The following is a 24,107-nucleotide window of genomic DNA, read 5'->3' as shown; positions in this document are numbered from 1 at the left end:
TTATATTTATTAAAAAAAAATTATTCACACAGCAATATTTAGACAGATAAAACCTAAAACTCCAAATTGATACTACAATTAGAAGAATACTATGTCACAAAATAAAAATGCCCTGATCCGATATAAAACTATCGACAAATGCCTTCAGAATAAATACCGGCAATGGACTCTCGAAGATTTAATCGAATGTTGTTCGGAAGCTTTGTTTGAATATGAAGGCCGCGAGAACTCCATCAGCAAACGAACGATCCAGATGGATATTCAATTGATGCGGAGTGAAAAACTGGGCTACAACGCCCCTATCGTCGTGTATGACAAGAAGTTCTATAAATATGAAGACGACGATTTTACGATCACCGATATTCCGCTGACGGAAACCGACATGAATGTTTTAACTGAAACCGTTTCGATGCTGAAACAGTTTAAGGATTTCTCTTTGTTTAATGATGTCTCTGATATCCTGCAGCGTCTGGAAGATAAAATCTATTCGGAAAAGTCGCATACCAAACCCGTGATCTATCTGGATAAAAACGAAAATCTGAAAGGGTTACATTATTTAGATGAAGTGTATCAGGCGATTATCAAAAAAGTCGCACTTGTCATTACGTATAAATCGTTTAAGTCAAGAGATGAAAACAAGTTTCATTTTCATCCGTTTATTCTGAAGGAATTCAATAACCGATGGTTTTTAATTGGAAAGAAAAAAGGTTCCCAGCCCATTACCAATCTGGCTTTGGACCGGATTATTGCCATTGATTACGATTTTAATTTACCATACTTAGAAGAAGATTTTGATGCTGATCTGTATTATAAAAATGTAATTGGCGTAACGGTAAATTCGGGTTTGCAGCCCAGAAAAATCGAACTCTGGATTGATGAAATAAACGCTCCGTACGTATTGACAAAACCCCTGCATCCGACACAAAGACTGATCAGGCAAAATGATGACGGTACCATTATAGTGCATTTACTCGTTATTCCGAATTATGAAATGGAACGTCTGTTATTGGGATTTGGCTGTGGCATCGAAGTACTAAAGCCCGAAAACCTGCGAAACCGGATGAAAAAAAATCTTCAGAAGGCGCTGGAAAAATATAAAGAGTAAAATTTATTTCGCATTAAAATCACATTTTTTTATAAAATGCGGAATTAAAAGAGTATTTAAAACCATAAAACAATTTTTACACTATCAAATTTGTTAAAATCTCAAAAAAGAATAGTATATTTCAATTCAAAAACTAACCCTAAACCACTCTGTTTCAGAGACATTTTTTCATTAACCAAAAATTTATTAAAAAATAATATGCATGCATAGTATTTTTTGATTATATTTGAAATCGATATAGTTACTTATGAAAGACAAAACAATAGATTATATTTTAAGAGCTACCTGGCAGGCTGTATCAAGAATGTATAACGAGGAAGCTGCAAAATACGATGCCACCATGGCAACAGGATTTGCCCTTTTGAGTATAGACAAAGAAGACGGAACTCCATCTACGGCTTTAGGCCCAAGAATGGGAATGGAAGCCACGAGCTTAACCAGAACCTTAAAATCAATGGAAGATAAAGGTCTGATTGTCCGCAAAAAGAACCCCAGTGACGGACGCGGTGTTTTGATCTACCTGACCGAATTTGGAAAAGAAAAAAGAGATTTATCTAAAAATACAGTGCTGAAATTTAATGAAACGGTTCGAAAACATGTTTCTGACGAAAAACTAAAGCATTTTATTGAGGTTTCGGAAATCATCAATGAATTGATTCAGGACAAAAACATATTCAATCACACGAGCGCCAGCGAACTGGCGAAGCAAACAGAAAAACCGGAAAATGACTAACCTTATTTTCTAAAACATATCAGATTCCATACAAAAAAACAAATAGTAACAAATTATGAAACGCACAATTAAAAAAGTCGCTGTAATCGGATCCGGAATTATGGGTTCAGGAATAGCTTGCCATTTTGCCAATATTGGTGTTGAAGTTTTACTGCTTGACATCGTACCCCGCGAGTTGACAGAAGCTGAAGCTAAAAAAGGATTAACACTTGAAAGTAAAGTGGTTCGCAACCGTGTGGTAAACGAACACTTAGCGAATTCATTGAAATCAAAACCCTCTCCTATTTACAGTCAGAAATTCGCTAACAGAATTACTACTGGAAATACAACGGACGACATGGCAAAAATTGCCAATGTAGACTGGATTATTGAAGTTGTGGTGGAACGTTTGGATATTAAGAAATTAGTATTCGAACAAATCGAGAAATTCCGTACACCTGGAACTTTGGTTACTTCTAACACTTCTGGTATTCCGATTCACTTTATGAGCGAAGGAAGAAGCGAAGATTTTCAACAACACTTCTGCGGAACTCACTTTTTTAACCCTGCGCGTTACTTAAAATTATTTGAAATTATTCCTGGTCCAAAAACTTCTACTGAAGTACTGGATTTCCTAAACGAATACGGCTCTAAATTTTTAGGCAAAACTTCGGTTGTGGCCAAAGACACTCCGGCGTTTATCGGAAACAGAATTGGTATTTACGGAATTCAGAGTTTGTTCCATTTGGTAAAAGAAATGGGATTAACAATTGAAGAAGTGGATAAATTGACTGGTCCGGTAATTGGTCGTCCAAAATCGGCTACTTTCCGTACCGTTGACGTGGTTGGTTTAGATACTTTGGTGCACGTTGCTAACGGTATTTATGAAAACTGCCCGAATGATGAACAACACGAATTGTTTAAACTTCCTGATTTCATCACAAAAATGATGGAAAACAATTGGTTGGGAAGCAAAACGGGACAAGGTTTCTACAAAAAAGTAGATAAAGATATTCTTTCTTTAGACTTAGATACGTTAGAATACCGTCCGGCTAAAAAAGCAAGTTTTGCTACACTTGAACTGACAAAAACTATCGATAAACCAATCAATCGTTTTAAAGTTTTAGTGAAAGGAAAAGACAAAGCAGGAGAATTTTACCGTAAGAGTTTCGCCGGAATGTTTGCATATGTATCCAACAGAATTCCTGAAATCTCAGACGAATTATATAAAATTGATGATGCAATGAAAGCCGGTTTCGGATGGGAAAATGGTCCTTTCGAAATTTGGGATGCTATTGGTGTTGCCAATGGAATCGAAATCATGAAAGCAGAAGGTTTAGAACCGGCTGCATGGGTTACGGAAATGTTAGCTTCAGGAAGCGAAAGTTTCTATTCTGTAAAAGAAGGAGCTTCTTATTTCTACAATATCCCTACAAAATCTCAAACAAAGGTTCCGGGACAAGACTCCTTTATTATCCTGAACAACATTCGCGAAAGCAAAAAAGTCTGGAGCAACAGTGGTGCAATCATCCAGGACTTAGGAGACGGAATTTTGAACTTAGAATTCCAGTCCAAAATGAATACCATTGGTGGCGACGTACTTCAGGCTATCAATAAAGCAATCGATCTATCTGAAAAAGAATATCAAGGTCTGGTTATTGGAAACCAGGCAGCGAATTTCTCTGTGGGAGCCAATATCGGAATGATTTTCATGATGGCCGTTGAGCAGGAATATGATGAATTGAACATGGCGATCAAATTGTTCCAGGACACAATGATGCGCGTTCGTTACTCCGGAATTCCGGTTGTAGTAGCGCCTCACGGAATGACTTTTGGTGGTGGATGCGAAATGAGCTTACACGCTGATAAAGTAGTCGCTGCAGCAGAAACTTACATGGGATTAGTTGAATTCGGTGTTGGTGTACTTCCTGGTGGTGGCGGATCTAAAGAAATGGCTTTAAGAGCGTCAGATCTTTTCCGTAAAAACGATGTGGAATTAAACGTTCTTCAGGAGTATTTCTTGACTATCGCAATGGCAAAAGTATCGACTTCAGGTTACGAAGCTTTTGATACCGGACTTCTTCAACATGGTAAAGATGTGATCGTCGTAAACAAAGACCGTCAGATTGCTGAAGCTAAAAAACATGCCTTGTTAATGGCAGAAGCAGGTTATACACAGCCAATCAGAAGAACGGATGTTAAAGTTTTAGGTAAACAAGCTTTAGGAATGTTCTTAGTTGGAACAGACCAGATGGAAGCCGGAAAATACATTTCTGAGCACGATAAAAAAATCGCCAATAAACTGGCTTACGTAATGGCCGGTGGTGATTTATCTGAAGCCACTTTAGTATCCGAACAATATTTATTAGATATCGAACGTGAAGCTTTCCTGAGTTTATGTACTGAAAGAAAAACTCTGGAACGTATCCAATATATGTTAACTAAAGGAAAACCACTTCGTAATTAGAAAAGTAGAAGAAAGATGCAAGAAGCAAGATTTCAAAACAAAGTTTTGTCTTTTCTCTTGGCTCTTGCTTCTATAAATCTTAAAAAAACAAAACAAATGAAAACAGCATATATAGTAAAAGCTTATCGTACAGCGGTAGGAAAAGCACCAAAAGGGGTTTTTAGATTTAAAAGACCTGATGAATTAGCTGCAGAAACCATTCAGTTTATGATGGACGAACTGCCTGATTTTGACAAAAAACGTATCGATGACGTGATGGTAGGAAATGCCATGCCGGAAGCAGAACAAGGACTTAACGTTGGACGTTTGATCTCTTTGATGGGATTAAAAGTGGAAGATGTTCCCGGTGTTACTGTTAACCGCTATTGCGCATCCGGACTAGAAACGATCGGAATGGCAACAGCTAAAATCCAGTCAGGAATGGCGGATTGTATCATTGCCGGTGGTGCAGAAAGTATGAGTTTTATTCCGATGGGAGGTTACAAACCAACTCCAGATTATAAAGTTGCCGCTGCAGGTCACGAAGATTACTATTGGGGAATGGGTTTAACCGCTGAAGCAGTTGCGAACCAATACAAAATATCCAGAGAAGATCAGGATGAGTTTGCTTACAACTCTCATATGAAAGCCTTAAAAGCTCAGGCTGAAGGGAAATTCGACAAACAAATCGTTCCGATTACTGTTGATCAGACTTTCATCAACGAAAATGGTAAAAAAGAAACGAAATCATACGTAGTAAAACAAGACGAAGGGCCAAGAGCCGGAACTTCTGTGGCTGCATTGGCAGGACTAAAACCAGTTTTTGCTGCTGACGGAAGTGTAACTGCCGGTAACTCTTCTCAAATGAGTGACGGTGCTGCTTTTGTTTTGATTATGAGCGAGGATATGGTGAAAGAATTAAATCTGGAGCCAATTGCAAGATTGGTAAACTTTGCTTCTTCCGGTGTTGAGCCAAGAATCATGGGTATCGGTCCGGTAAAAGCAATTCCGAAAGCCTTGAAACAAGCCGGTTTAGAATTAAAAGATATTGACTTAGTGGAATTAAACGAGGCTTTTGCTTCTCAGTCTTTAGCTGTAATTCGCGAGTTAGGTTTAAATCCGGATATCGTAAACGTAAACGGTGGTGCTATTGCTCTAGGTCACCCTCTGGGATGTACAGGAGCCAAGCTTTCGGTTCAGTTATTCGACGAAATGAAACGCAGAGGTAACAAATACGGAATCGTGAGTATGTGTGTGGGGACTGGACAGGGAAGTGCCGGGATTTACGAGGTGTTATAGATTGTTTTTAAGAGGAAAGAAACAAGAGCAAAGATTTATTATGGGAATGAATACATTTTGAAAGCACATTTTTAAAGTAGTAAAAAACTTACTTTTTAAAATCATAATTCTTATATTGCCTCAAAAAAAATGAGACACAATTTTAAGAATTTGAAAATTTGGATTTTAGCTATGGACATTACTAATGATATCTATAAACTAACTGCCACTTTTCCAAAATCAGAAACGTATAGTTTGACAAATCAAATGAACCGATGTTCTGTTTCCATGCCTTCTAATATTGCTGAAGGTTCAAACAGAGGAAATAAACACTTTCAGCATTATTTGAATATTAGTTTAGGTTCATCATTTGAATTACAAACACAATTACTGATAGCTTTTCAAAATGATTATCTATCCAAGACAAAAACAGAAGAATTAGAAAACAAAATAATTGAATTTCAAAAGATGACAACAGGTTTCATAAGTAAGTTAGATTAAAATCTTTCTTCCTGACTCTTTCATCTTTATCTAAACAAAAACAAAATGGCAGATACAATCGAAAAAAACGTAACCCGTGGTGGTCAGTTTTTAGTTAAAGAAACAAAATGCGAAGATGTCTTTACACCAGAAGATTTTTCAGAAGAGCAATTAATGATGCGTGACTCTGTAAAAGAGTTCGTAGACAAAGAATTATGGGCGCATAAAGATCGTTTCGAGAAGAAAGATTATGCGTATACAGAAGCTTCTATGCGTAAAGCAGGTGAATTGGGACTTTTAGGAGTTGCCGTTCCGGAAGAATACGGCGGATTGGGAATGGGATTCGTTTCTACTATGTTAGTTTGCGATTACATTTCAGGTGCTACAGGATCTTTCTCGACTGCTTTTGGTGCACATACCGGAATTGGAACAATGCCAATTACGCTTTACGGATCGGAAGAACAAAAGAAAAAATACGTTCCTAAATTAGCTTCAGGAGAATGGTTTGGAGCTTATTGCTTAACAGAGCCAGGCGCAGGATCTGATGCTAACTCCGGAAAAACTAAAGCGGTTTTATCTGAAGACGGAACGCATTATAAAATTACAGGACAAAAAATGTGGATTTCAAATGCAGGTTTCTGTAGCGTATTCATCGTTTTTGCCCGTATCGGAGATGATAAAAACATTACAGGTTTCATCGTAGAAAACGATCCGTCTAACGGAATTTCTATGAATGAAGAAGAGCATAAATTAGGAATCCGTGCTTCTTCTACGCGTCAGGTTTTCTTCAACGATACAAAAGTACCGGTAGAAAACATGTTGTCTGAAAGAGGAAACGGTTTCAAAATCGCCATGAACGCTTTGAATGTGGGTCGTATTAAACTGGCAGCTGCCTGTTTAGATGCACAACGCAGAGTAACTTCAAACGCTGTAAAATATGCTAACGAAAGAATTCAGTTTAACACTGCAATTTCATCTTTCGGAGCGATCCGTTCTAAATTAGCTGAAATGGCAACGAATGCCTACGCCGGAGAAAGTGCTTCTTACCGTGCTGCAAAAGATATTGAAGACCGAATTGCTGCCCGTGAAGCAGAGGGAACTTCTCATCAGGAAGCGGAATTGAAAGGTGTTGAAGAATATGCTATCGAATGTTCTATTTTGAAAGTAGCTGTTTCTGAAGACGTTCAGTCTTGTGCTGATGAAGGAATTCAGATTTTCGGTGGAATGGGATTCTCTGAAGACACTCCGATGGAAAGTGCCTGGAGAGATGCCCGTATTGCCAGAATCTACGAAGGAACAAACGAAATTAACAGAATGCTTTCTGTGGGTATGCTGATCAAAAAGGCGATGAAAGGTCATGTTGATTTATTAGGCCCGGCTATGAAAGTTTCTGAAGAATTAATGGGAATCCCATCTTTCGACACTCCTGATTTCTCTGAATTATTTGCTGAAGAAAAAGGAATCATCGCTAACCTTAAAAAAGTTTTCTTAATGGTTGCAGGAAGTGCCGTTCAGAAATACGGACCGGATTTAGATTCTCACCAACAGTTATTAATGGCTGCTTCTGATATCTTAATTGAAGTATACATGGCAGAAAGTACTATTCTTAGAACGGAGAAATTAGCCAAAAATCAGGGTGAAGCTAAAGTACAGGAGCAAATTGCAATGGCAAAATTATACTTGTATAAAGCGGTAGACATCGTTAACTCAAGAGGAAAAGAAGGAATTATTTCTTTTGCTGAAGGTGACGAGCAACGTATGATGTTAATGGGATTAAAACGTTTTACAAAATATACAAACAATCCAAATGTGGTAGCCTTAAGAGAGGTTATTACTTCTAAATTAGTAGCAGAAAACGAATACTGCTTCTAATATAAAAATAGTTTTTAGCTTTTAATTTGTTTAAACCCGCACTTGTCCGAAACAGTGCGGGTTTATTTTTTCATTTTTTCACCATATTTTTTCACCATATTGTAGAGACGCGCTGCTGTGCGCCTCTACATTATCTTTGAGATCATTTCACAAATCTTTATTAAAATCACGTTTCTGTTACATATCTGATAGTGAATTTTCAATTCTAATGTTTTATATTTAGCATTTCAAAAAACTAAAAGCTTAAAAATGAAACAGATTAACGTGATTGCCTTATTTTTTCTGTGCTTGTGTACCACAAATACTTTTGCGCAAAAAAATAAAAAAATGGATATCATCGCCTACTATACAGGTGATGATAAATTGATTAACGAATACGAAGTCAACAAATTAGACCAGATTATTTTTAGTTTCTGTCATTTAAAAGACGGTAAACTAAGTGTTGATTCGCCTAAAGATTCTACTACCATTAAATATTTAGTTTCTTTAAAAGCCAAAAATCCACAACTTAAAATTGTTTTATCACTTGGGGGCTGGGGAGGCTGTGAGCCTTGTTCTGGTGCTTTTTCAACAGCTGAAGGCAGATTGAAATTTGCAAAATCGGTAAAAGAAGTGAGCACTTATTTTAAAGTAGACGGTTTAGATTTAGACTGGGAATATCCTGCCATTGAAGGACTTCCGGGACATCTGTTTCAGGCTGCTGACAAACCTAATTTCACCGAATTAATTAAAATTTTACGTTCTACTTTAGGTAAAAAATACGAACTGAGTTTTGCGGCCGGAGGATTTCAAAAATATCTTGACGAATCCATAGACTGGAAAGCTGTGGTACCATTGGTAAATCGCATCAACATCATGAGTTACGATCTGGTGAATGGCTATTCTAAAGTTACCGGACATCATACCCCATTATACAGTACCAATCCGAACGAAGAATCTACCGACAGAGCAGTTACCTATTTGCTAAAACAAGGCGTTCCTGCTGAAAAACTGATTATAGGCGGAGCTTTTTATTCCAGAACATGGAAGAATGTTGAAAACGTAAACAACGGTTTATATCAGCCCGGAGAGCATATTGAGGGCGTTAACTTTAAAAACTTCGCCTCAACTTACACGGAAGCCAATGGCTGGAAATCTTTTTGGGATGAAAAGGCAAAAGCGCCTTATTGGTATAATGCGGCTTCCAAAACATTTGCTACATCAGATGATCTGAAATCTATAAAAGCAAAAACAGAATACGTAAAATCTAAAAAACTGGGCGGAATAATGTTTTGGGAACTTACTCTGGACAGTCCTCAAAACGGAATGGTCAATGCCATCTATGAAGTTAAAACTGCAAAATAGATTCATTAAAAGAAATAATAAACGGCAGCAATTTTAAAATTGCTGCCGTTTTATTTTATGTAAAGCCTATTGTTCGATTTTGACTTTTGGTGCCTTAATTTCACCATCGTAAGAAATTGAAGCCCTGTTATTACTGGTAACAGAGACATTTGATCCACCATCTGAAAAAACAGTAAACAAAAGATTGTAAACATCATCTTTACCTTTTACGGTCATTTTCACGATATAACTTTTTTTCTTTTTTTCTATCGTAATATTCTCCGGCTTGCCTTCAAACTTTATACCTCCGTCAGAAGATCCGTAAGCAACATTGTACCCACGCCCAAAAAACGGCAGATCACAAACCACATTCTCTTCCGTAACTTTTATAGTATACGTATTGTAATCCAGAATGATCATTCTGTATCCCAACGGATTTGCTTTCTCAGCATAAAAAACAAAATTTTTTGAATTAAGGAGGCTTTCGGTTTCTTTCTTTTTTTGGAGTTCTCTTTCTGCCCTAAGCTCTTTTTTAGATTTTTCCTGCGCCTTAACGGCTAAACTTAAAAAGCAACATAATACTAATAAAATAAATGATTTAGTTTTCATACCCTATACTTTTAGCAGTCTTATAAAATGACTTTTATTTTTTTGAAAATCGCATCATCGCAATATCGCCTGAAATGAGGTTTAATGTTTTACCGTCATCGGTTACATCATAAGAAGTTATTTTTTGCAGTGTCCCCATAAAAACCCGATCGCCCTGCCCATTGTCCATACACATCATTTTCGTTGTAGCCATTGGCGCTTTAAAATCAAGTTTATTTCCGTTTACAATAAGTTTTCCGGTAAAAGAGTTACAGCTATTATTTCCTGAAACCTGATTCTCCTTAGTATTAAAATTTATAGTTGGCTTTTTATTCGGGTACAAACCATCAAAAGCAATTCTCGGACCTGTAATATAATTAAGCTCCCAATTTCCTTCAAGTTTCGAAACTGCTTCTGTTTTTTTACATTTGAAAGCACTACACGAAATCAAAATTGTATGTAAGACAAAAAGGATAAAAACATTCTTTATCATAACGTTAAATATTTAAAATATTAATGAATTAAAAAACGGGAAAAGGGAAATTTTTGATCAAAACCTTACACGAATTTAAGCAATATTTTTGGGCACCATTCCCAAAATAACATTAAAATGCAACGAATAGTTTTAGTTTTTTTTTAACTTTTTGGCTCCAAGTTAATCGGTATTTTTATGTTAAATTTACTTAATCTTTAATTTAAAAGCCTCCAATATGAAAAAAGTAATTCTTTCTATCGCTATAATTACAGCCTTAATAATTGGCTGTAAGACCAGTACAAAATCAAATGACGCCAAAACCCTGACGGTCACTTTAGAGCCAAAAAGCAATAGTACCGTGAGCGGAACTGCCACTTTTACGGAAAAAAACGGAAAAGTAACTTTTGTGGCAAAAGTGGCAGGTTTACAGCCCGGACTTCACGCGATCCATATTCATGAAAAATCAGATTGTACTGCAGCAGACGGAAGTTCTGCAGGCGGACACTGGAATCCTACTTTTAAAAAACACGGAAAATGGGGTTCAGCTGAATATCACAAAGGTGATATAGGCAACTTTACCGCCGATGCAAAAGGAAACGGAACGATCACTTTAACCACTGACGAATGGTGTGTTGGCTGTGGTGACGCGACAAAAGATGTATTAGGAAAAGGTTTAATCGTGCATCAGGGAACCGATGATTTTACGACACAGCCTACCGGAAATGCCGGTGGCCGCGTTGCCTGCGCCGGAATCATCAAATAAAAAAGACCATAACCACTATTTTTCTCAAAATCTAGTGGTTATTTCATTTAAAAACCAATCTTAACACAAGAAAAAGATATAGCTTTGTATCCTCAAACTAAAGTTAATGATTAACGCATCGGCAGCAGGCTGGATAGATAAATTTTTTAGCGAACAAAAGTTTTCAGAAGCAATACCTTTTGAAACTATAGATTCGTTTTATTATAAAGTCAGGGAAACTGGCTTTATCTATGGTCATATCATATCAATTGATTCCCAGATTCCTATTCCGATAAAAGGCTGGTTTAAAACTGAAATTTCGAAAGTAGCCCTTTTAAACACCTTATACAATGTTTTTTGCTTAGAAAAAAGAAGCTCGGAACCCAACAATTTTATCGCTGAAGTTTTAAAATTCTACAAAGAAATGAGTCCGGAAGGATTTAGTCTGTTCAAAATTTTGCTTCCGAAAGACACGCCTTCTTTAGCTTTAGAAAACATAATCGATCAGAGAGTACAGACTAATGACAGTATTATTAGTAAAAACTTTTCGCATCTGGTAACCAACGCTTTATTATTTATAGATGTTTTGGCTTTCAGGCAGTATTTGGCGCTTGGTGAAATTCCTGAAAAATACTTAAAGCGAATTGAAGAAACAGTTCTCGGCATTGTCGCGCTGGCCTTAAAAACAAAAACGGTTAAATCACAGCACGATGATTTGCTTATTAAACTCTTTGAAGCCTCTATACGCTATTCAAAATTTTCAAAAGTTACCGTTGATACTCTGGAAACCCTGCAACTGGAATATTTCAGTAATAAACTCGAACAGTATTACCTAATCGATATGGCGGGAATGGCCCTTTGGAGCGATGGCGTTGTTGAAAACGAAGAAGCATATTTCCTGTATTCCTTAGGATCGATGATGGGCGTTTCAGACGATTTTGTAACGAGGAGCATTGATACAACCAATACTTTTATTACTACCCATAAAAAGAAAATTCCGTATTTCAATTATTCCAATCCGGTCAAACATTTTTATGATCAGATGACACACACCGTTGTAAAACTGATCGTAAGAAACAAAAACCGATTAGTGAAGGAAATTATTCAAAGTAAGGAATTAATGATTCTGCTGGCACATTCGACGACAAGAGATCTGGATGCCAAAGAAAAGAAAAAGGTAAAAAAACAATTGCTGGATATCTGCAAAACGATTCCGTCATTAACCATATTTTTGCTCCCGGGCGGAAGTTTACTGCTTCCCATTTTAATAAAGTTTATTCCCACTTTATTACCGTCTGCCTTCAATGAAAATCTGGACGAAAACGAATAAAAAAAATCGCCCTTCGAGGCGATTTTTTTTATATTCTAAAGATCCAATTGGTAAACTTCGTCAAGTTCTTCATTCGAACTGATATTTACATTCAAATCGGTTACAAAACCAGAATTTAAGCCGTAAACCCAGCCGTGAAGCATTAGTTCCTGACCATTTTTCCAGGCGCCCTGTACAATCGAAGTTTTTGCTAAGTTGTACACCTGTTCTTTAGCATTAATTTCAACAAAAGCATTAAAACGGTCCGTTTCATCCTGAATTGAATTTAGATATTTATCGTGTAAACGGTACTCGTCTTTAATATGGCGAATCCAGTTATCAATAATTCCAACAGACTGGTTACCCATAGCCGCTTTTACACCGCCGCAACCATAATGTCCGCAAACAATAACGTGTTTTACTTTTAGTACGTTTACCGCATAATCTAAAACACTCAGCATATTCATATCAGAATGCACGACCATGTTGGCTATGTTTCTGTGTACAAAAACTTCACCCGGCTTAGCACCGATAATTTCATTTGCAGGAACACGGCTGTCCGAACATCCAATCCATAATAATGGCGGAGTTTGTCCTTTGGCTAAATCTGCAAAATAATTTGGGTCTAATGCTAATGACTTTTCAACCCACGCTTTATTGTTTTCTAATAATTTATTATAAAACTCTCTCATTCTTTTTTATTTTTTGAACGGTATTTCCACGAATAAACATCTCAGAAATAACTTTAGTGTAAAGTTACCTGATTTATGCTACTTCTTTTACTTTAGAAATAAGTTAATTGATTTAATTTGTTTTAAAATCTTCTTTTACCACCTCTTTTTTAACCAATGCTCTCTTGGCAACATCATAATAATGTTCAATTGACACATGGTTATTGATTTCCGGTGAGTTTTCTAACTGATAGGCTTTCTTAAATCCTTTCAGTTTTACTTTTATATTTTCATCAACAGCACGGGTTTCCTTAAATTCACGAATCAAATCTAAGACATCATGTGCAATATACTCGGTATCGTGCGCATTGATGATTACTTTAGAATTTTGAGGAATTTCACTTAAAGTCAATTTTATAGCCGCTTTATTCAAAAAGGAAACTTCCTGTGCTAAATCAATATGAATAACATCTCCGTCTTCATATTCTTCTTTTTTGAAACTGTAGGCTCTTTTCAGGTTACCTCTCAATACAAAAATAATACTGATGATAATTCCCAAAGCTACACCTTTCAGTAAATCTGTAGCGACTACAAATACTAAAGTAGCGATAAAGGGAACGAACTGGTATTTTCCTTTTTCCCAGAAATGGAAGAATGTTGCCGGTTTTGCTAATTTATAGCCAACCAAAATCAACACAGTCGCTAAAGTGGCCAACGGAATTTTATTCAGAATTGCCGGTATAGACAAAACACTGATCAATAAAAGTAAACCATGAATAATTGTAGACATTTTAGATTTCGCTCCCGCATTGTTATTTGCAGAAGACCTCACCACAACAGAAGTCATTGGTAAACCACCTAAAAGTGAACTTAAAATATTACCAATTCCCTGAGCTCTAAGTTCTACATTGGTATTGGTATAACGCTTCTGAACATCCATTCTGTCAGCAGCTTCAATACACAATAATGTTTCGATAGAAGCTACAATCGCAATGGTAACACCCACAACCCAAACCTGCGGATTCGTTATCGCACCAAAGTTGGGCAGAATTAAGATAGACTTAAATTCATCAAAAGATTTTGGAACCGGTAAAGAAACCAAATGTTCTTTGGCAATGGCCAGAGAGCTTCCCGAAGAAACAAAAATCTCGTTAAGAACTACTCCCGCAATAACCGCAATAAGTGCTCCCGGAACTAATTTTAAGTTCTTTAAGAACGAAATCTTATCCCACGAAATTAGTATGACCAATGAAACAATGGAAATCACTACTGCGCCTAACTGAATATGATTTAAAAGATCAAACAGAAAAGAAAAAGTATTACTTCCGTCGTTTTGAATAAAAGCCTGATCACCTTCAAAATCAGCATCGTAACCAAAAGCGTGCGGTAATTGCTTTAAAATAATAATGATTCCGATACCCGCCAGCATTCCTTCGATAACATTGGTTGGAAAATAATTTGAAATACTTCCGGCTTTTAAAAACCCTAATGCTAACTGAATTAATCCAGCAATAAAAACAGACAGTAAAAACACATCGAAAGCGCCAAAATCAGTAATAGCTGTTAAGACTATAGCTGTCAGACCGGCTGCCGGTCCTGATACACTAATGTGGGACTGGCTTAAATAGCCTACCACTATACCACCAATAACACCTGCGATAATTCCGGAGAATAAAGGAGCTCCTGAAGCCATTGCAATACCTAAACACAACGGAAGAGCCACCAGGAAAACCACTAAACCTGAAGCAAAATCAGATTTAAGGTTGGCAAAAAGATTAATTTTTTTTGTCATAATACAATACTAAAAATTGATACATTAAAGAGCCAATTGCATTTACGATAAATACAATTGATTTAAAATAATCGGAAGTATTATGCCAAATTTGGAGGGGGAGCAAAAATGCTTGGAGAAATATTATCTAATTTTACAATATTTCCTGATACTATAATTTTAGACTCATTAAAAACTGGCATAACCAATTCATGCTGAAATATAGCTGCAAAAACAGCTGCTTTAAGTTCTTTGTGCGCTTGCTCCTCTTCAGAAAAACTGAAGGCTATAGTGGTATTACTGCTTTTTTTTATTACCGTCACAATAGTTGGGGTCGATAAAAAAGCAATAAATATAAATAACAGTATGCGAGCAATTAATTTCATTGTGGCAAAAATAGCGTTAAACAAATAAAATCAAAGCCGGATGGCAAAAAATTTATACAAATTTAACATTCATAAAAAATCAGAATGACAAAATTTCATCATTCCGATTTTAGTTCCTTTATAATGAGAATTTTACAATGTTTCTTCTAGCCAGGCATTCATCATCCAGATGGTCTTTTCCTGTTCGGCAATAAAATCACTCATCATAGAATTTGTTCCTTCATCATTAATTTCATCGGATTTCTTTAGTATTTCTCTTTCGATCTTTAATAAATCAGATAAAGAATGAACGATGAGCTGCACCGCTTTTTCATCATTGGAGATGTTTTTTCCAATCGCTATTTTGTTATTTTTGATGTAATCTTCAAAAGTATGAAGCGGTGTTCCTCCTATAGTCAAAACTCTTTCGGCTATCATATCAATTTTTAGTTGTGCATCTGTGTATAATTCTTCAAATTTCACATGAAGATCAAAGAAACGTTTTCCTCTGATGTTCCAGTGAATCCCTCTTAAGTTTTGATAATACACCTGAAAATTGGACAATAATATATTTAATTCCTTTACTACTATTTCTGACTCTTTTACGGGTAACCCTAAAATATTTGTTTTCATAATCTTGTTTTTTACACTAATTTACTACAAAACTAAAGCAAGTTCCTTAAATTTTATATCAATAAAAATTATATTTTCTTATTTTTGCATCAAAAAATACTATCAATATGACGATCACTCAATTACAATATGTGTTAGCTGTTGCCGAACATAAAAATTTTACCCTTGCTGCGGAAAAATGTTTTGTAACCCAGCCAACGTTAAGTATGCAAATCCAGAAAATTGAAGAAGAACTTAACATCCTGATTTTCGACAGGACTAAAAAACCGATTCAACTGACAGATATAGGTCAGAAAATTGTCAATCAGGCCAAAAATATTGTAAACGAAGCCGACAGAATCAAAGATATCGTAGAGCAGCAAAAAGGATTTATTGGCGGAGAATTTCGTCTGGGAATTATTCCGACCATTATGCCGACGCTTTTACCCATGTTTTTAAATAATTTCATCAAGAAATATCCAAAAGTAAAACTCCTTATCGAAGAGTTAAACACAGATGAAATCATTACAAAATTAAAAAATGGTCATTTGGATGCTGCTATCGCCGCAACTCCGCTGGAAGACGAAAAAATCAAGGAAATTGTTTTGTATTTTGAGCCTTTTGTAGCCTACATACCGGAGCATCATGCCATTTTTGAGAAAACAGAAATTGAAGTTTCTGATTTAAACCTGAATGAAATCCTGCTTTTACAGGATGGACACTGTTTTAGAGATGGGATTTTGAATTTATGTAAAAATGGTTCCGATATTGACCAGAATAATTTTCAGATTCAAAGCGGAAGTTTTGAAACCCTTATAAAATTAGCAGACGAAGGACTTGGTACAACGTTACTTCCGTACCTGCACACCTTAGACTTAAAAGATTCCGATAAACTGAAATTACGTAACTTTAAGGAACCAAAACCTGCTCGTGAGGTAAGTTTAATTTACCCTAAAAGCGAATTAAAAATGCAAATCATTGACGCGTTAAGATCCACAATCGCCGGAGTTGTAAAGGGAGCAATTGTTTTTCAAAATGTTCAAATCATCAGTCCGCTACAAAAAAAGTAAAAATAAAAAAGGAGCCAAATTGGCTCCTTTTTTTATACTTTAATTAGTAGTAAACTTTGTTTTAATTCTGGTTTTTCAATAATGAAATTTAATAACCATTCCTGCAATTGTTCCATTTCGTAAGGTAACAGTGTTTTGATAGCTTTCTCTAATTCTTTACAGAAAAGTATCGGATCGAAACTAACTCTCTCAAGTATTGATTTCGTGTAATCAAACATCATTTTTGACATAATAAAATAAGATTTTGGGGTTATCTATATTTTTAAACTCGCAGCAAATTTAAACAAATATGATATACAAACATTGATTTTAACTTATTATTTTAAAAACTTTAGCAACGAATACGTTTTCTTAATACATATAAATCAATTTAGAATAATTACAAATAACTCATCTAAACCCTTTTAAACGCCCGAAACATTTCTCTTTTCCCCGGTGGACCTGCTAATTTTTCTACCGTAAATCCAACAGCAATCATGCTTCTTTTAACAACTCCTCTGGCAGCGTAAGTTACCAAAACACCATTAGGCTTCAAACTATCGTACATTTTCTGAAAAATCTCCGTGCTCCAAAGCTCGGGCTGCACCCTGTATCCGAAGGCGTCAAAGTAAATCAAATCAAAAATTTCTAAATCGTTTATTTCATCAAAAAATTGTTTCCTTTTGGTTAACGAAAAATCGGTACTAATATCGATTTTTTCATTCCATTCACATTCATGCATTTTTGCAAAAACATCTTTAAAGGCAATGGCATCTAATTCATCGACATAATTCATTTCCAGAACTTCCCTTGCTTCCACCGGATAGGCCTCTACTCCAACATAATTTATTTTTTGCTGTTTTTGAACGCCTTCCAGGAAAGTAATAAAAGCGTTCAGTCCGGTACCAAAACCTATTTCCAGAATACTAACCGGATTGCTCTCAAACAATGAAAGTCCGTTTTTAATAAATACATGCTTTGCTTCCTGAATGGCCCCGTGCTTAGAGTGATAACATTCATCCCATTCCTGCAAATGAATTGTGGTTGAGCCATCTAGCGTTTTAATTATTTCTCTTTTCACCTTTTTAAGAATTTACGATGCGATTTTGCTGGTTTTCAAGTTAATTCAGGAGTCAAATTTAGTCAAAACAAATGCGTAAAGCCTTAAAAATCGATGGTTTTTTCATAAATTCTTTATAAAACTGTGCCAATTATTTGAGTTTGTTATAAGATAAACAAATCTCAGTCAAACGCTGTAATTAAGGCAGTTTTACCAAGTAAATTACATATTTTTCCTTAATTTTGCATTTATTAAAATCTATTTTACACCAGATCATTGCTTTAGTTTTTCTATTGAAATGAAAATTCTATAAAACCTTTACATTATTATGAGTACAACTCAAACAAGCAAAATTGAAATCAGAAAAGCTACTTCGTCAAAAATAAGCGCAGTTGACTTTGAAAACCTAAGTTTTGGCTCTGTTTTTACAGACCATTTATTTGAATGTGATTTTAAAAATGGCCAGTGGCAGACTCCTGTCATTAAGCCTTATGCTCCAATTTTGATGGATCCTTCTTCAAAAGTCTTCCATTACGGACAGGCGATTTTCGAAGGCATGAAAGCTTATAAAGATGAGAACAATGATGTCTGGTTGTTCAGACCTGATGAAAACTTCAAACGTTTTAACAATTCTGCCGTACGTATGGCGATGCCAGAAGTTCCGGAAGATGTTTTTATGGAAGGTTTGAATGAATTACTAAAATTAGACCAGGAATGGATCAAAAGAGGAAACGGAAGCAGTATGTACATCCGTCCTTTTATGATTGCAACCGGAGCTGGTGTTGTAGCAAACCCGTCTGACGAATATAAATTCATGATTTTACTTTCTCCTGCACAATCGTATTATGCCGGTGAAGTAAAAGTAATTATAGCTGAGCATTACAGCAGAGCTGCAAATGGAGGAATCGGAGCTGCAAAAGCTGCCGGAAACTATGCTGCACAGTTTTACCCAACCAATCTTGCCAACAAAGAAGGATTTCAACAAGTAATCTGGACAGATGACGCCACGCACACAAAACTGGAAGAAGCTGGCACAATGAACGTTTTCTTCAGAATTAACGATACTTTGCTTACTGCTCCGACAAGTGAAAGAATTTTAGATGGTATCACCAGAAAAAGTTTAATCGCTATGGCTGAAAAAGAAGGACTGAATGTAGAAGTTCGACCTGTGATTGTTTCAGAATTGGTAGAAGCCGCTAAAAACGGATCACTGAAAGAAATTTTCGGAGCCGGAACCGCTGCGGTTATTAGTGTTATTAAAGGATTCTCTTATCAGGATACGTATTACGAAATGACACCGGTTGAAAATTCTTATGCTTCTCTTTTAAAAGAAAAACTAACCAGTCTTCAAAACAAACTTTCCGAAGATACTTTTGGATGGACTGTAAAAGTGCAATAAGTAAAAGTCTCTTAAATATAAAGCCCGACAGATTCTAAAATTTGTCGGGCTTTGTTTTTTATAGGAGTTTCGAAAAATCAGGTTTAAAATAATTCGGTCCTTTCATTACTTTTCCGTCTTCTCTGTAAATAGGCTTTCCATCTTCGCCCAGTTTACTCATATTACTGCGCTGAATCTCATCAAAAACAGCCTCGATTTTATCCTGTAAACCATGTTCAATAATAGTTCCGCATAGAATATACATCATATCTCCCAGCGCGTCAGCAATTTCAACTAAATCATTTTTCTGAGCAGCATCAAGATATTCTTCATTTTCTTCTTTCATCAGATTATAACGAAGGTATTTTTTGGTTTCGCCCAAATCTGCAATTGGTGTTTCACTGTGTCCTATTTTAAAAGCAGTATGAAATTCCTTCACTGCATCTATTTGCTTTTTCATGATTTTATTTAATTAATTGAACCACCAAATTAGTAACTATTCCTATACAATTCTCTAAATTTGTCAAAAATAATTTCAACTATGTTTAGTCAAGGACAATTAATATTCGCACTCTGTTTTTTTATTGCATTTGTAATCGCAATGATATTTGCTTATCGAAAAGATCTGGCATTACATAAAATTTTTTATAAAGGAAATTACAAAGTATTGATTGGCTTCTTTCTTTTTATTGCAATCTTATTTGTCATCAAAATATTTTTAAAAAGATAATTGTATTTTTTCCTTATATTTAAAGATCAAAAATAAACAGCGGAAATTTGCATACTATTTTCAAAAATTGTTTTATTTAGACCTTATTTGATCCGAATACAAGCAAGAATTGTTATTTATATTTAATACCGTCCCCAAGAGTAGTAATAAAATTTATAACTTTACGACACCAAACAACCTACCCAATGAAGATTTTAAAATATCTGTTTCTTTTAGCATTACTAAGCTTAGTTGCCCTTACTGTTTTTGTAGCTACTCAAAAAGGAGATTTTTCCATAGAAAGAAGCAAAGTGATCAATTCACCAAGAACTACTGTTTATAACTATGTAAATGATTTTAGAAATTTTGAAGATTTTGAATCATGGTCCGTTGAAGACCCGGCAATGAAAATGTCATTTCCGGCGAAGACCATTGGCAACGGAGCCTCGTTTTCATGGGAGGGAACCGAAGGAATAGGGAAATCGGTTACACTACAAACAAAAGACGGAGAAAGCATTCACCAAAAAATGACTTTTAACGGAACTGAAGCAGATGTAAACTGGACCTTCAAAGATACCTTGGCCGGTAAAACAAAAGTGACCTGGAAAGCAAAGGGAACCATGAGTTTTATGTTTAAAATATACACAGCGCTAAATGGCGGTTCTGACAATGTGATTGGAACTGTTTATGAAAAAAGCCTTGCCAATATTGACAAAAATCTGGACTACGAAACTAAAACCTATGCCATTAAAGTCAATGGTGTTGTAAAGAAAACAGAAACTCCGTATATCAGACAGACTTTTACCAGTGAAATTCAAAAGATAAATAAAAACGCCAGAGTCGTAATTCCGAAACTGATCCATTTTAGCGAGACAAACGGTTTAAGCACCACCGGAAAGCCATTTATCATTTACCATACCTATGACACCACAAATGGTTTAGCCAAAATTTCGATCTGTTTACCTATAAATAAAGACATTTCAATAAGCGCCGGAAGTGATATACTTTCCGGAAAATTAAATGGTTTTGAAGCGGTAAAAACGACCTTAACGGGTGATTACACACATACAGCCGAAGCAATTTCAAAAACAACGGCTTTTATAAACAGAGAAAAAATAGTTCCGGATTTAAGCTGGTCGCATCTTGAAATACTTACAATCAGTAAACTAGATACAAAAAGTCAATCTAAGTTAATGACTGAAATTTATTTTCCGGTAAAACCTAAGGCAGTTCCGGTTGTGGATGTTCCGGTTTACACACCACAGACAGAAACCACCACTGCTACTACTCCCACTAGTACTACTGCAAAACCAAACACTACTGTAAAACCAAAAAAACCTGCTTCTACTCCAACAACCCCTCCTCCGGCAGAGCAGGAAGAGTCAGAATTCTAAAAAAGAATAAAGGCAGATTAAACCTTTTGTTTTAAATTCATTCTAACTAGATAAATCAACAAGTTTGACAAACGAGAAGGAATTTATAGCACAATTATTAAATCCCAAAACGCAGAACACAGCGTTTCAAAAACTCTTGTCCGATTATCAAAGGCCTTTGTATTCTCATATCCGAAACATTGTTTTGAATCATGATGATGCAGATGATGTCCTGCAGAATACTTTTGTGAAAATTTTTCAATATTTAAAGAACTTCAAAGGAGAAAGTAAGCTCTTTTCGTGGATGTACCGCATTGCGACCAATGAAGCTTTGACTTTCCTGAATCAAAAAGCGAAACTAAACGGATTAACCTCTGAGGCTTTGCAAAATAAAACAATTGAAAATTTAAGAGCCGATGTCTATTTTGACGGAGATGAGATACAGTTAAAACTCCAGAAAGCTATAGTAACATTACCCGAAAAACAGCAATTGGTCTTTAAAATGAAATATTTTGAAGAATTAAAATATGAAGAAATCTCAGAAATCCTTGGAACTTCTGTAGGCGCATTGAAAGCATCTTACCACCATGCGATAAAAAAAATTGAATTATATGTTACATCAAATTAAACCTTTTGTTATAAAACATATCTTATAGACATTATGAAAGCATTTAAATTAGAAAACGAACCGAAGATAACGACAGGATTTAAAACGCCTGAAAATTATTTTAATGATCTTTCGGGAAGAGTTTTACAGCAAATTAATGAAAGAGAAGTAAAAGTTATTCCTATTTACAAACGCAAAAAGGTTCTTACAATGGTTGCTGCAGCCGTAATTGTGATTGCCATGATGATTCCAATAGTCAATAATTACAACAATACATCAAAAGAACTGGATGAAAATACTTTAGAAACGTATTTGGCTTATCAGTCTAATCTGAATCAGTATGATTTAATTAATCAGCTTGATTCGAAAGACATTGAGTCGCTCAATAAAAATGTTGCGCTTGAACAGGAAACACTTGAGGACATTCTTTCTTCCAATCCAAATATTGAAAATTTAATTTCAGAATAAAACAAAAACTTAAAAATATGAAAATCAAAAATATATTTCCGCTACTTCTATTTTTAGTTAGTTTTTCCTTCTACGCTCAAAGTGACAAAATAGATGAGAAACGCGAAAAAATCAAAGCTTACAAAGTCTCTTTCTTAACAACTGAACTTGAACTCACTTCTACAGAAGCTGAAAAATTCTGGCCTATTTACAATGCTTTTGATGATAAGCAATTCGAATTACGTCATGATAAAATGAAAACCTATTTACGTAAACTGGATGATGATAACATCAATTCAATTTCAGAAAAAGAAGCTGCCGTACTCCTTTCTCAAATAGAAAGCACAGATAAAGAATTATATCTTTTACGTGAAAAATACATGGCGAATCTTAAAAAAGTACTTTCAGCAAAAAAAATACTGAAGCTTAAAAAATCAGAAGATGATTTTAACCGAAAATTACTAAAGCAATATCGGGATAAGGCGGCAAAAAACTAATACCATAAGAAACAACAGCGATAGGAACCCTATATAATAATACTTACTTTATTATTTAGGGTTCTTATTATTTTTAATTGAAATGTAACCTGGCTAATTTATTAAACCCCGCAGCAATTGCCGTGTTTTTATTGATAAAACGAATGGTAAAAAACTTGCTGTCACTGGACAATTCTTTCCAGGAAACCCCTCCATCTGCAGAATACTGAATACCTGACGCACCCACACAAACCAGCTCTTTAGCATTTCCTCCCGGCACATATTGTATGCACGAAGCGTAACCAAAACCCTGATCCTGACCTATTAGCTCCCAGGTTTTTCCGCCATCTTTTGTAAAGGCCTTATTATCTTTCTTATGCTCAGGAAGCTCATAGTCTCCACCGGCGATGAATCCATGTTTGGAATCGTAAAAATCAGCCGTAAAAATGCCGGTCATTGTTTTTCCCTGAACAATCGGCGTATCCATCACTTTCCATGTTTTTGCTTTATCAGAAGAATAAAAAACACGTGCTTTTTTTCCTCCTGAAACCAGCCAGGTATCGTCGCCTTTAATCACTATATTTGAATTACTGGCAGCAAAAGCAGCTTCTCCCTTGGCGTTTGTCGGCAATTTATCGGACAGTAATTTGGTCCAGGTTTCGCCTCCATCACGGGTAACAATGATCGAGAAAGTATCTTCCGTAGGATCGCCTATAGCAATCCCCTCTTTATCGTTCCAGAATTGCATACTGTCGTAAAACACTTTGGAATTGATTTCTTTGTATACCAATTTTACTTTATGGGTCTTTTTAGAAACCTGATACAACAGGGCAGGGTTCGCAACACTTAATAAATAAATACTTTTTGAAGTCTGAGCAATACTTCTGAATTCTAATTTTAGCGTATCGCGATAAATATGATCCTCAAATTTTTCTTTTTTATCTAAATCATACCATCCAAAACGAGAATTATCACCTCCATACCAGACCTTATTTTTATCAATCGCAATCGCTCTGATACTAATTTTATCCTGAAATAAAGTTTCTATTTGTACTGAGGTGAAGCCACTGTTTACAAACTCTTTCCCATTATTATTCAATGTTTTAAAAGACATAAACAAAACAAAAGCACCAAAAAATAAAATTACTTTTTTCATATTAATTACTTTTTTTTCATGCTAAAATACAATTAATTATAACATATAAAATATGTTTTGTTTTTTTTTCTGGCACAGTAATTGGATATTCCACAATATTAAT

At 35.5% G+C, this 24,107-nt stretch carries 26 protein-coding genes; 16 read left to right on the top strand and 10 right to left on the bottom strand.

Going from position 1 to position 24,107, the window contains the following annotated elements; genetic code table 11:
- Nucleotides 1-91: 91 nt before the first annotated feature.
- The 7 genes from GJU43_RS02360 to GJU43_RS02330 all read left to right on the top strand — a co-directional run bounded on the left by GJU43_RS02360 (nucleotide 92) and on the right by GJU43_RS02330 (nucleotide 9,237).
- Complete coding sequence (locus GJU43_RS02360; protein WP_154339242.1) at nucleotides 92-1,105, top strand: YafY family protein; 1,014 nt, start codon at nucleotides 92-94, stop codon at nucleotides 1,103-1,105.
- Between the two features lie 247 nt (nucleotides 1,106-1,352).
- Entirely contained in the window at nucleotides 1,353-1,838 is a 486-nt protein-coding gene (locus GJU43_RS02355) for a MarR family winged helix-turn-helix transcriptional regulator (RefSeq protein WP_154339241.1), read from the top strand.
- Nucleotides 1,839-1,893: 55 nt separating this feature from the next.
- Nucleotides 1,894-4,284 carry a 3-hydroxyacyl-CoA dehydrogenase/enoyl-CoA hydratase family protein gene (locus tag GJU43_RS02350; protein ID WP_154339240.1) on the top strand — a complete coding sequence of 797 codons (2,391 nt, stop codon included), beginning with the start codon at nucleotides 1,894-1,896 and terminating at the stop codon, nucleotides 4,282-4,284.
- A 96-nt stretch (nucleotides 4,285-4,380) separates the two neighbouring features.
- Nucleotides 4,381-5,562 carry an acetyl-CoA C-acyltransferase gene (locus GJU43_RS02345; RefSeq protein ID WP_056193737.1) on the top strand — a complete coding sequence of 394 codons (1,182 nt, stop codon included), beginning with the start codon at nucleotides 4,381-4,383 and terminating at the stop codon, nucleotides 5,560-5,562.
- A 129-nt stretch (nucleotides 5,563-5,691) separates the two neighbouring features.
- The gene (locus GJU43_RS02340) at nucleotides 5,692-6,042 is read left to right on the top strand and encodes a four helix bundle protein (protein ID WP_154339239.1); all 351 of its coding nucleotides are present in this window, start codon (nucleotides 5,692-5,694) and stop codon (nucleotides 6,040-6,042) included.
- 45 nt (nucleotides 6,043-6,087) lie between these two features.
- Complete coding sequence (locus GJU43_RS02335) at nucleotides 6,088-7,893, top strand: acyl-CoA dehydrogenase family protein (RefSeq protein ID WP_154339238.1); 1,806 nt, start codon at nucleotides 6,088-6,090, stop codon at nucleotides 7,891-7,893.
- Nucleotides 7,894-8,142: 249 nt separating this feature from the next.
- Nucleotides 8,143-9,237: a glycoside hydrolase family 18 protein gene (locus tag GJU43_RS02330; protein ID WP_154339237.1), complete on the top strand. Its 1,095-nt coding sequence runs from the start codon at nucleotides 8,143-8,145 to the stop codon at nucleotides 9,235-9,237.
- Nucleotides 9,238-9,303: 66 nt separating this feature from the next.
- Here GJU43_RS02330 and GJU43_RS02325 read toward each other — a convergent pair whose 3' ends face one another.
- Together GJU43_RS02325 and GJU43_RS02320 are read right to left on the bottom strand one after the other, a co-directional pair.
- A complete protein-coding gene (locus GJU43_RS02325; protein WP_154339236.1) occupies nucleotides 9,304-9,825 on the bottom strand; it encodes a DUF4251 domain-containing protein in 522 nt (173 codons plus the stop codon).
- Between the two features lie 34 nt (nucleotides 9,826-9,859).
- A complete protein-coding gene (locus GJU43_RS02320) occupies nucleotides 9,860-10,297 on the bottom strand; it encodes an META domain-containing protein (RefSeq protein WP_154339235.1) in 438 nt (145 codons plus the stop codon).
- A 217-nt stretch (nucleotides 10,298-10,514) separates the two neighbouring features.
- Between GJU43_RS02320 and GJU43_RS02315 the strand changes: the two genes are divergently transcribed.
- Both GJU43_RS02315 and GJU43_RS02310 read left to right on the top strand, forming a co-directional pair.
- Complete coding sequence (locus GJU43_RS02315; protein ID WP_154339234.1) at nucleotides 10,515-11,042, top strand: superoxide dismutase family protein; 528 nt, start codon at nucleotides 10,515-10,517, stop codon at nucleotides 11,040-11,042.
- Between the two features lie 106 nt (nucleotides 11,043-11,148).
- Nucleotides 11,149-12,351, top strand: coding sequence for an LETM1-related biofilm-associated protein (locus GJU43_RS02310; RefSeq protein WP_154339233.1), 1,203 nt, complete (start codon nucleotides 11,149-11,151; stop codon nucleotides 12,349-12,351).
- A gap of 35 nt (nucleotides 12,352-12,386) precedes the next feature.
- On the opposite strand, the gene can is transcribed toward GJU43_RS02310, so the two are convergent.
- The 4 genes from can to GJU43_RS02290 form a co-directional block, all read right to left on the bottom strand.
- Nucleotides 12,387-13,022 (bottom strand): carbonate dehydratase, encoded by a 636-nt coding sequence (gene can, locus GJU43_RS02305; RefSeq protein WP_154339232.1) that lies wholly within the window; start codon nucleotides 13,020-13,022, stop codon nucleotides 12,387-12,389.
- Nucleotides 13,023-13,134: 112 nt separating this feature from the next.
- A complete protein-coding gene (locus tag GJU43_RS02300; protein WP_154339231.1) occupies nucleotides 13,135-14,793 on the bottom strand; it encodes a SulP family inorganic anion transporter in 1,659 nt (552 codons plus the stop codon).
- Between the two features lie 80 nt (nucleotides 14,794-14,873).
- Nucleotides 14,874-15,158 carry a hypothetical protein gene (locus GJU43_RS02295; protein WP_154339230.1) on the bottom strand — a complete coding sequence of 95 codons (285 nt, stop codon included), beginning with the start codon at nucleotides 15,156-15,158 and terminating at the stop codon, nucleotides 14,874-14,876.
- A 132-nt stretch (nucleotides 15,159-15,290) separates the two neighbouring features.
- Entirely contained in the window at nucleotides 15,291-15,770 is a 480-nt protein-coding gene (locus GJU43_RS02290; protein ID WP_154339229.1) for a Dps family protein, read from the bottom strand.
- 107 nt (nucleotides 15,771-15,877) lie between these two features.
- Here GJU43_RS02290 and GJU43_RS02285 point away from each other — a divergent pair, with 107 nt between their 5' ends.
- Entirely contained in the window at nucleotides 15,878-16,819 is a 942-nt protein-coding gene (locus GJU43_RS02285; protein ID WP_154339228.1) for a LysR substrate-binding domain-containing protein, read from the top strand.
- A 32-nt stretch (nucleotides 16,820-16,851) separates the two neighbouring features.
- Here GJU43_RS02285 and GJU43_RS02280 read toward each other — a convergent pair whose 3' ends face one another.
- Together GJU43_RS02280 and mnmD are read right to left on the bottom strand one after the other, a co-directional pair.
- A complete protein-coding gene (locus tag GJU43_RS02280) occupies nucleotides 16,852-17,049 on the bottom strand; it encodes a hypothetical protein (protein WP_017496117.1) in 198 nt (65 codons plus the stop codon).
- 164 nt (nucleotides 17,050-17,213) lie between these two features.
- Nucleotides 17,214-17,879 carry a tRNA (5-methylaminomethyl-2-thiouridine)(34)-methyltransferase MnmD gene (mnmD, locus tag GJU43_RS02275; protein WP_370455473.1) on the bottom strand — a complete coding sequence of 222 codons (666 nt, stop codon included), beginning with the start codon at nucleotides 17,877-17,879 and terminating at the stop codon, nucleotides 17,214-17,216.
- Nucleotides 17,880-18,186: 307 nt separating this feature from the next.
- Between mnmD and GJU43_RS02270 the strand changes: the two genes are divergently transcribed.
- Nucleotides 18,187-19,257 carry a branched-chain amino acid aminotransferase gene (locus GJU43_RS02270; protein ID WP_154339227.1) on the top strand — a complete coding sequence of 357 codons (1,071 nt, stop codon included), beginning with the start codon at nucleotides 18,187-18,189 and terminating at the stop codon, nucleotides 19,255-19,257.
- A gap of 58 nt (nucleotides 19,258-19,315) precedes the next feature.
- On the opposite strand, the gene GJU43_RS02265 is transcribed toward GJU43_RS02270, so the two are convergent.
- A complete protein-coding gene (locus GJU43_RS02265; RefSeq protein WP_154339226.1) occupies nucleotides 19,316-19,696 on the bottom strand; it encodes a nucleoside triphosphate pyrophosphohydrolase family protein in 381 nt (126 codons plus the stop codon).
- A gap of 81 nt (nucleotides 19,697-19,777) precedes the next feature.
- On the opposite strand from GJU43_RS02265, the gene GJU43_RS23025 reads away from it, so the two are divergent.
- From GJU43_RS23025 to GJU43_RS02240, 5 genes are all read left to right on the top strand, one after another.
- Nucleotides 19,778-19,966: a hypothetical protein gene (locus GJU43_RS23025; RefSeq protein ID WP_154339225.1), complete on the top strand. Its 189-nt coding sequence runs from the start codon at nucleotides 19,778-19,780 to the stop codon at nucleotides 19,964-19,966.
- A 185-nt stretch (nucleotides 19,967-20,151) separates the two neighbouring features.
- Entirely contained in the window at nucleotides 20,152-21,339 is a 1,188-nt protein-coding gene (locus GJU43_RS02255) for a transcriptional regulator (RefSeq protein WP_154339224.1), read from the top strand.
- Nucleotides 21,340-21,403: 64 nt separating this feature from the next.
- Nucleotides 21,404-21,946, top strand: a complete 543-nt coding sequence (locus tag GJU43_RS02250) for an RNA polymerase sigma factor (RefSeq protein ID WP_154339223.1) — start codon at nucleotides 21,404-21,406, stop codon at nucleotides 21,944-21,946.
- Nucleotides 21,947-21,979: 33 nt separating this feature from the next.
- Nucleotides 21,980-22,393: a hypothetical protein gene (locus GJU43_RS02245; RefSeq protein WP_154339222.1), complete on the top strand. Its 414-nt coding sequence runs from the start codon at nucleotides 21,980-21,982 to the stop codon at nucleotides 22,391-22,393.
- 17 nt (nucleotides 22,394-22,410) lie between these two features.
- Entirely contained in the window at nucleotides 22,411-22,869 is a 459-nt protein-coding gene (locus GJU43_RS02240; protein ID WP_154339221.1) for a sensor of ECF-type sigma factor, read from the top strand.
- A gap of 73 nt (nucleotides 22,870-22,942) precedes the next feature.
- On the opposite strand, the gene GJU43_RS02235 is transcribed toward GJU43_RS02240, so the two are convergent.
- Nucleotides 22,943-24,004: an oxidoreductase gene (locus GJU43_RS02235; RefSeq protein ID WP_154339220.1), complete on the bottom strand. Its 1,062-nt coding sequence runs from the start codon at nucleotides 24,002-24,004 to the stop codon at nucleotides 22,943-22,945.
- Nucleotides 24,005-24,107 lie beyond the last annotated feature (103 nt).

It is taken from the genome of Flavobacterium sp. LC2016-23 (assembly GCF_009674775.1).
Classification (GTDB): Bacteria; Bacteroidota; Bacteroidia; order Flavobacteriales; family Flavobacteriaceae; genus Flavobacterium.
Note: the sequence above shows the minus strand (reverse complement) of the source record. Positions and strands in the feature narration are given on the sequence as shown.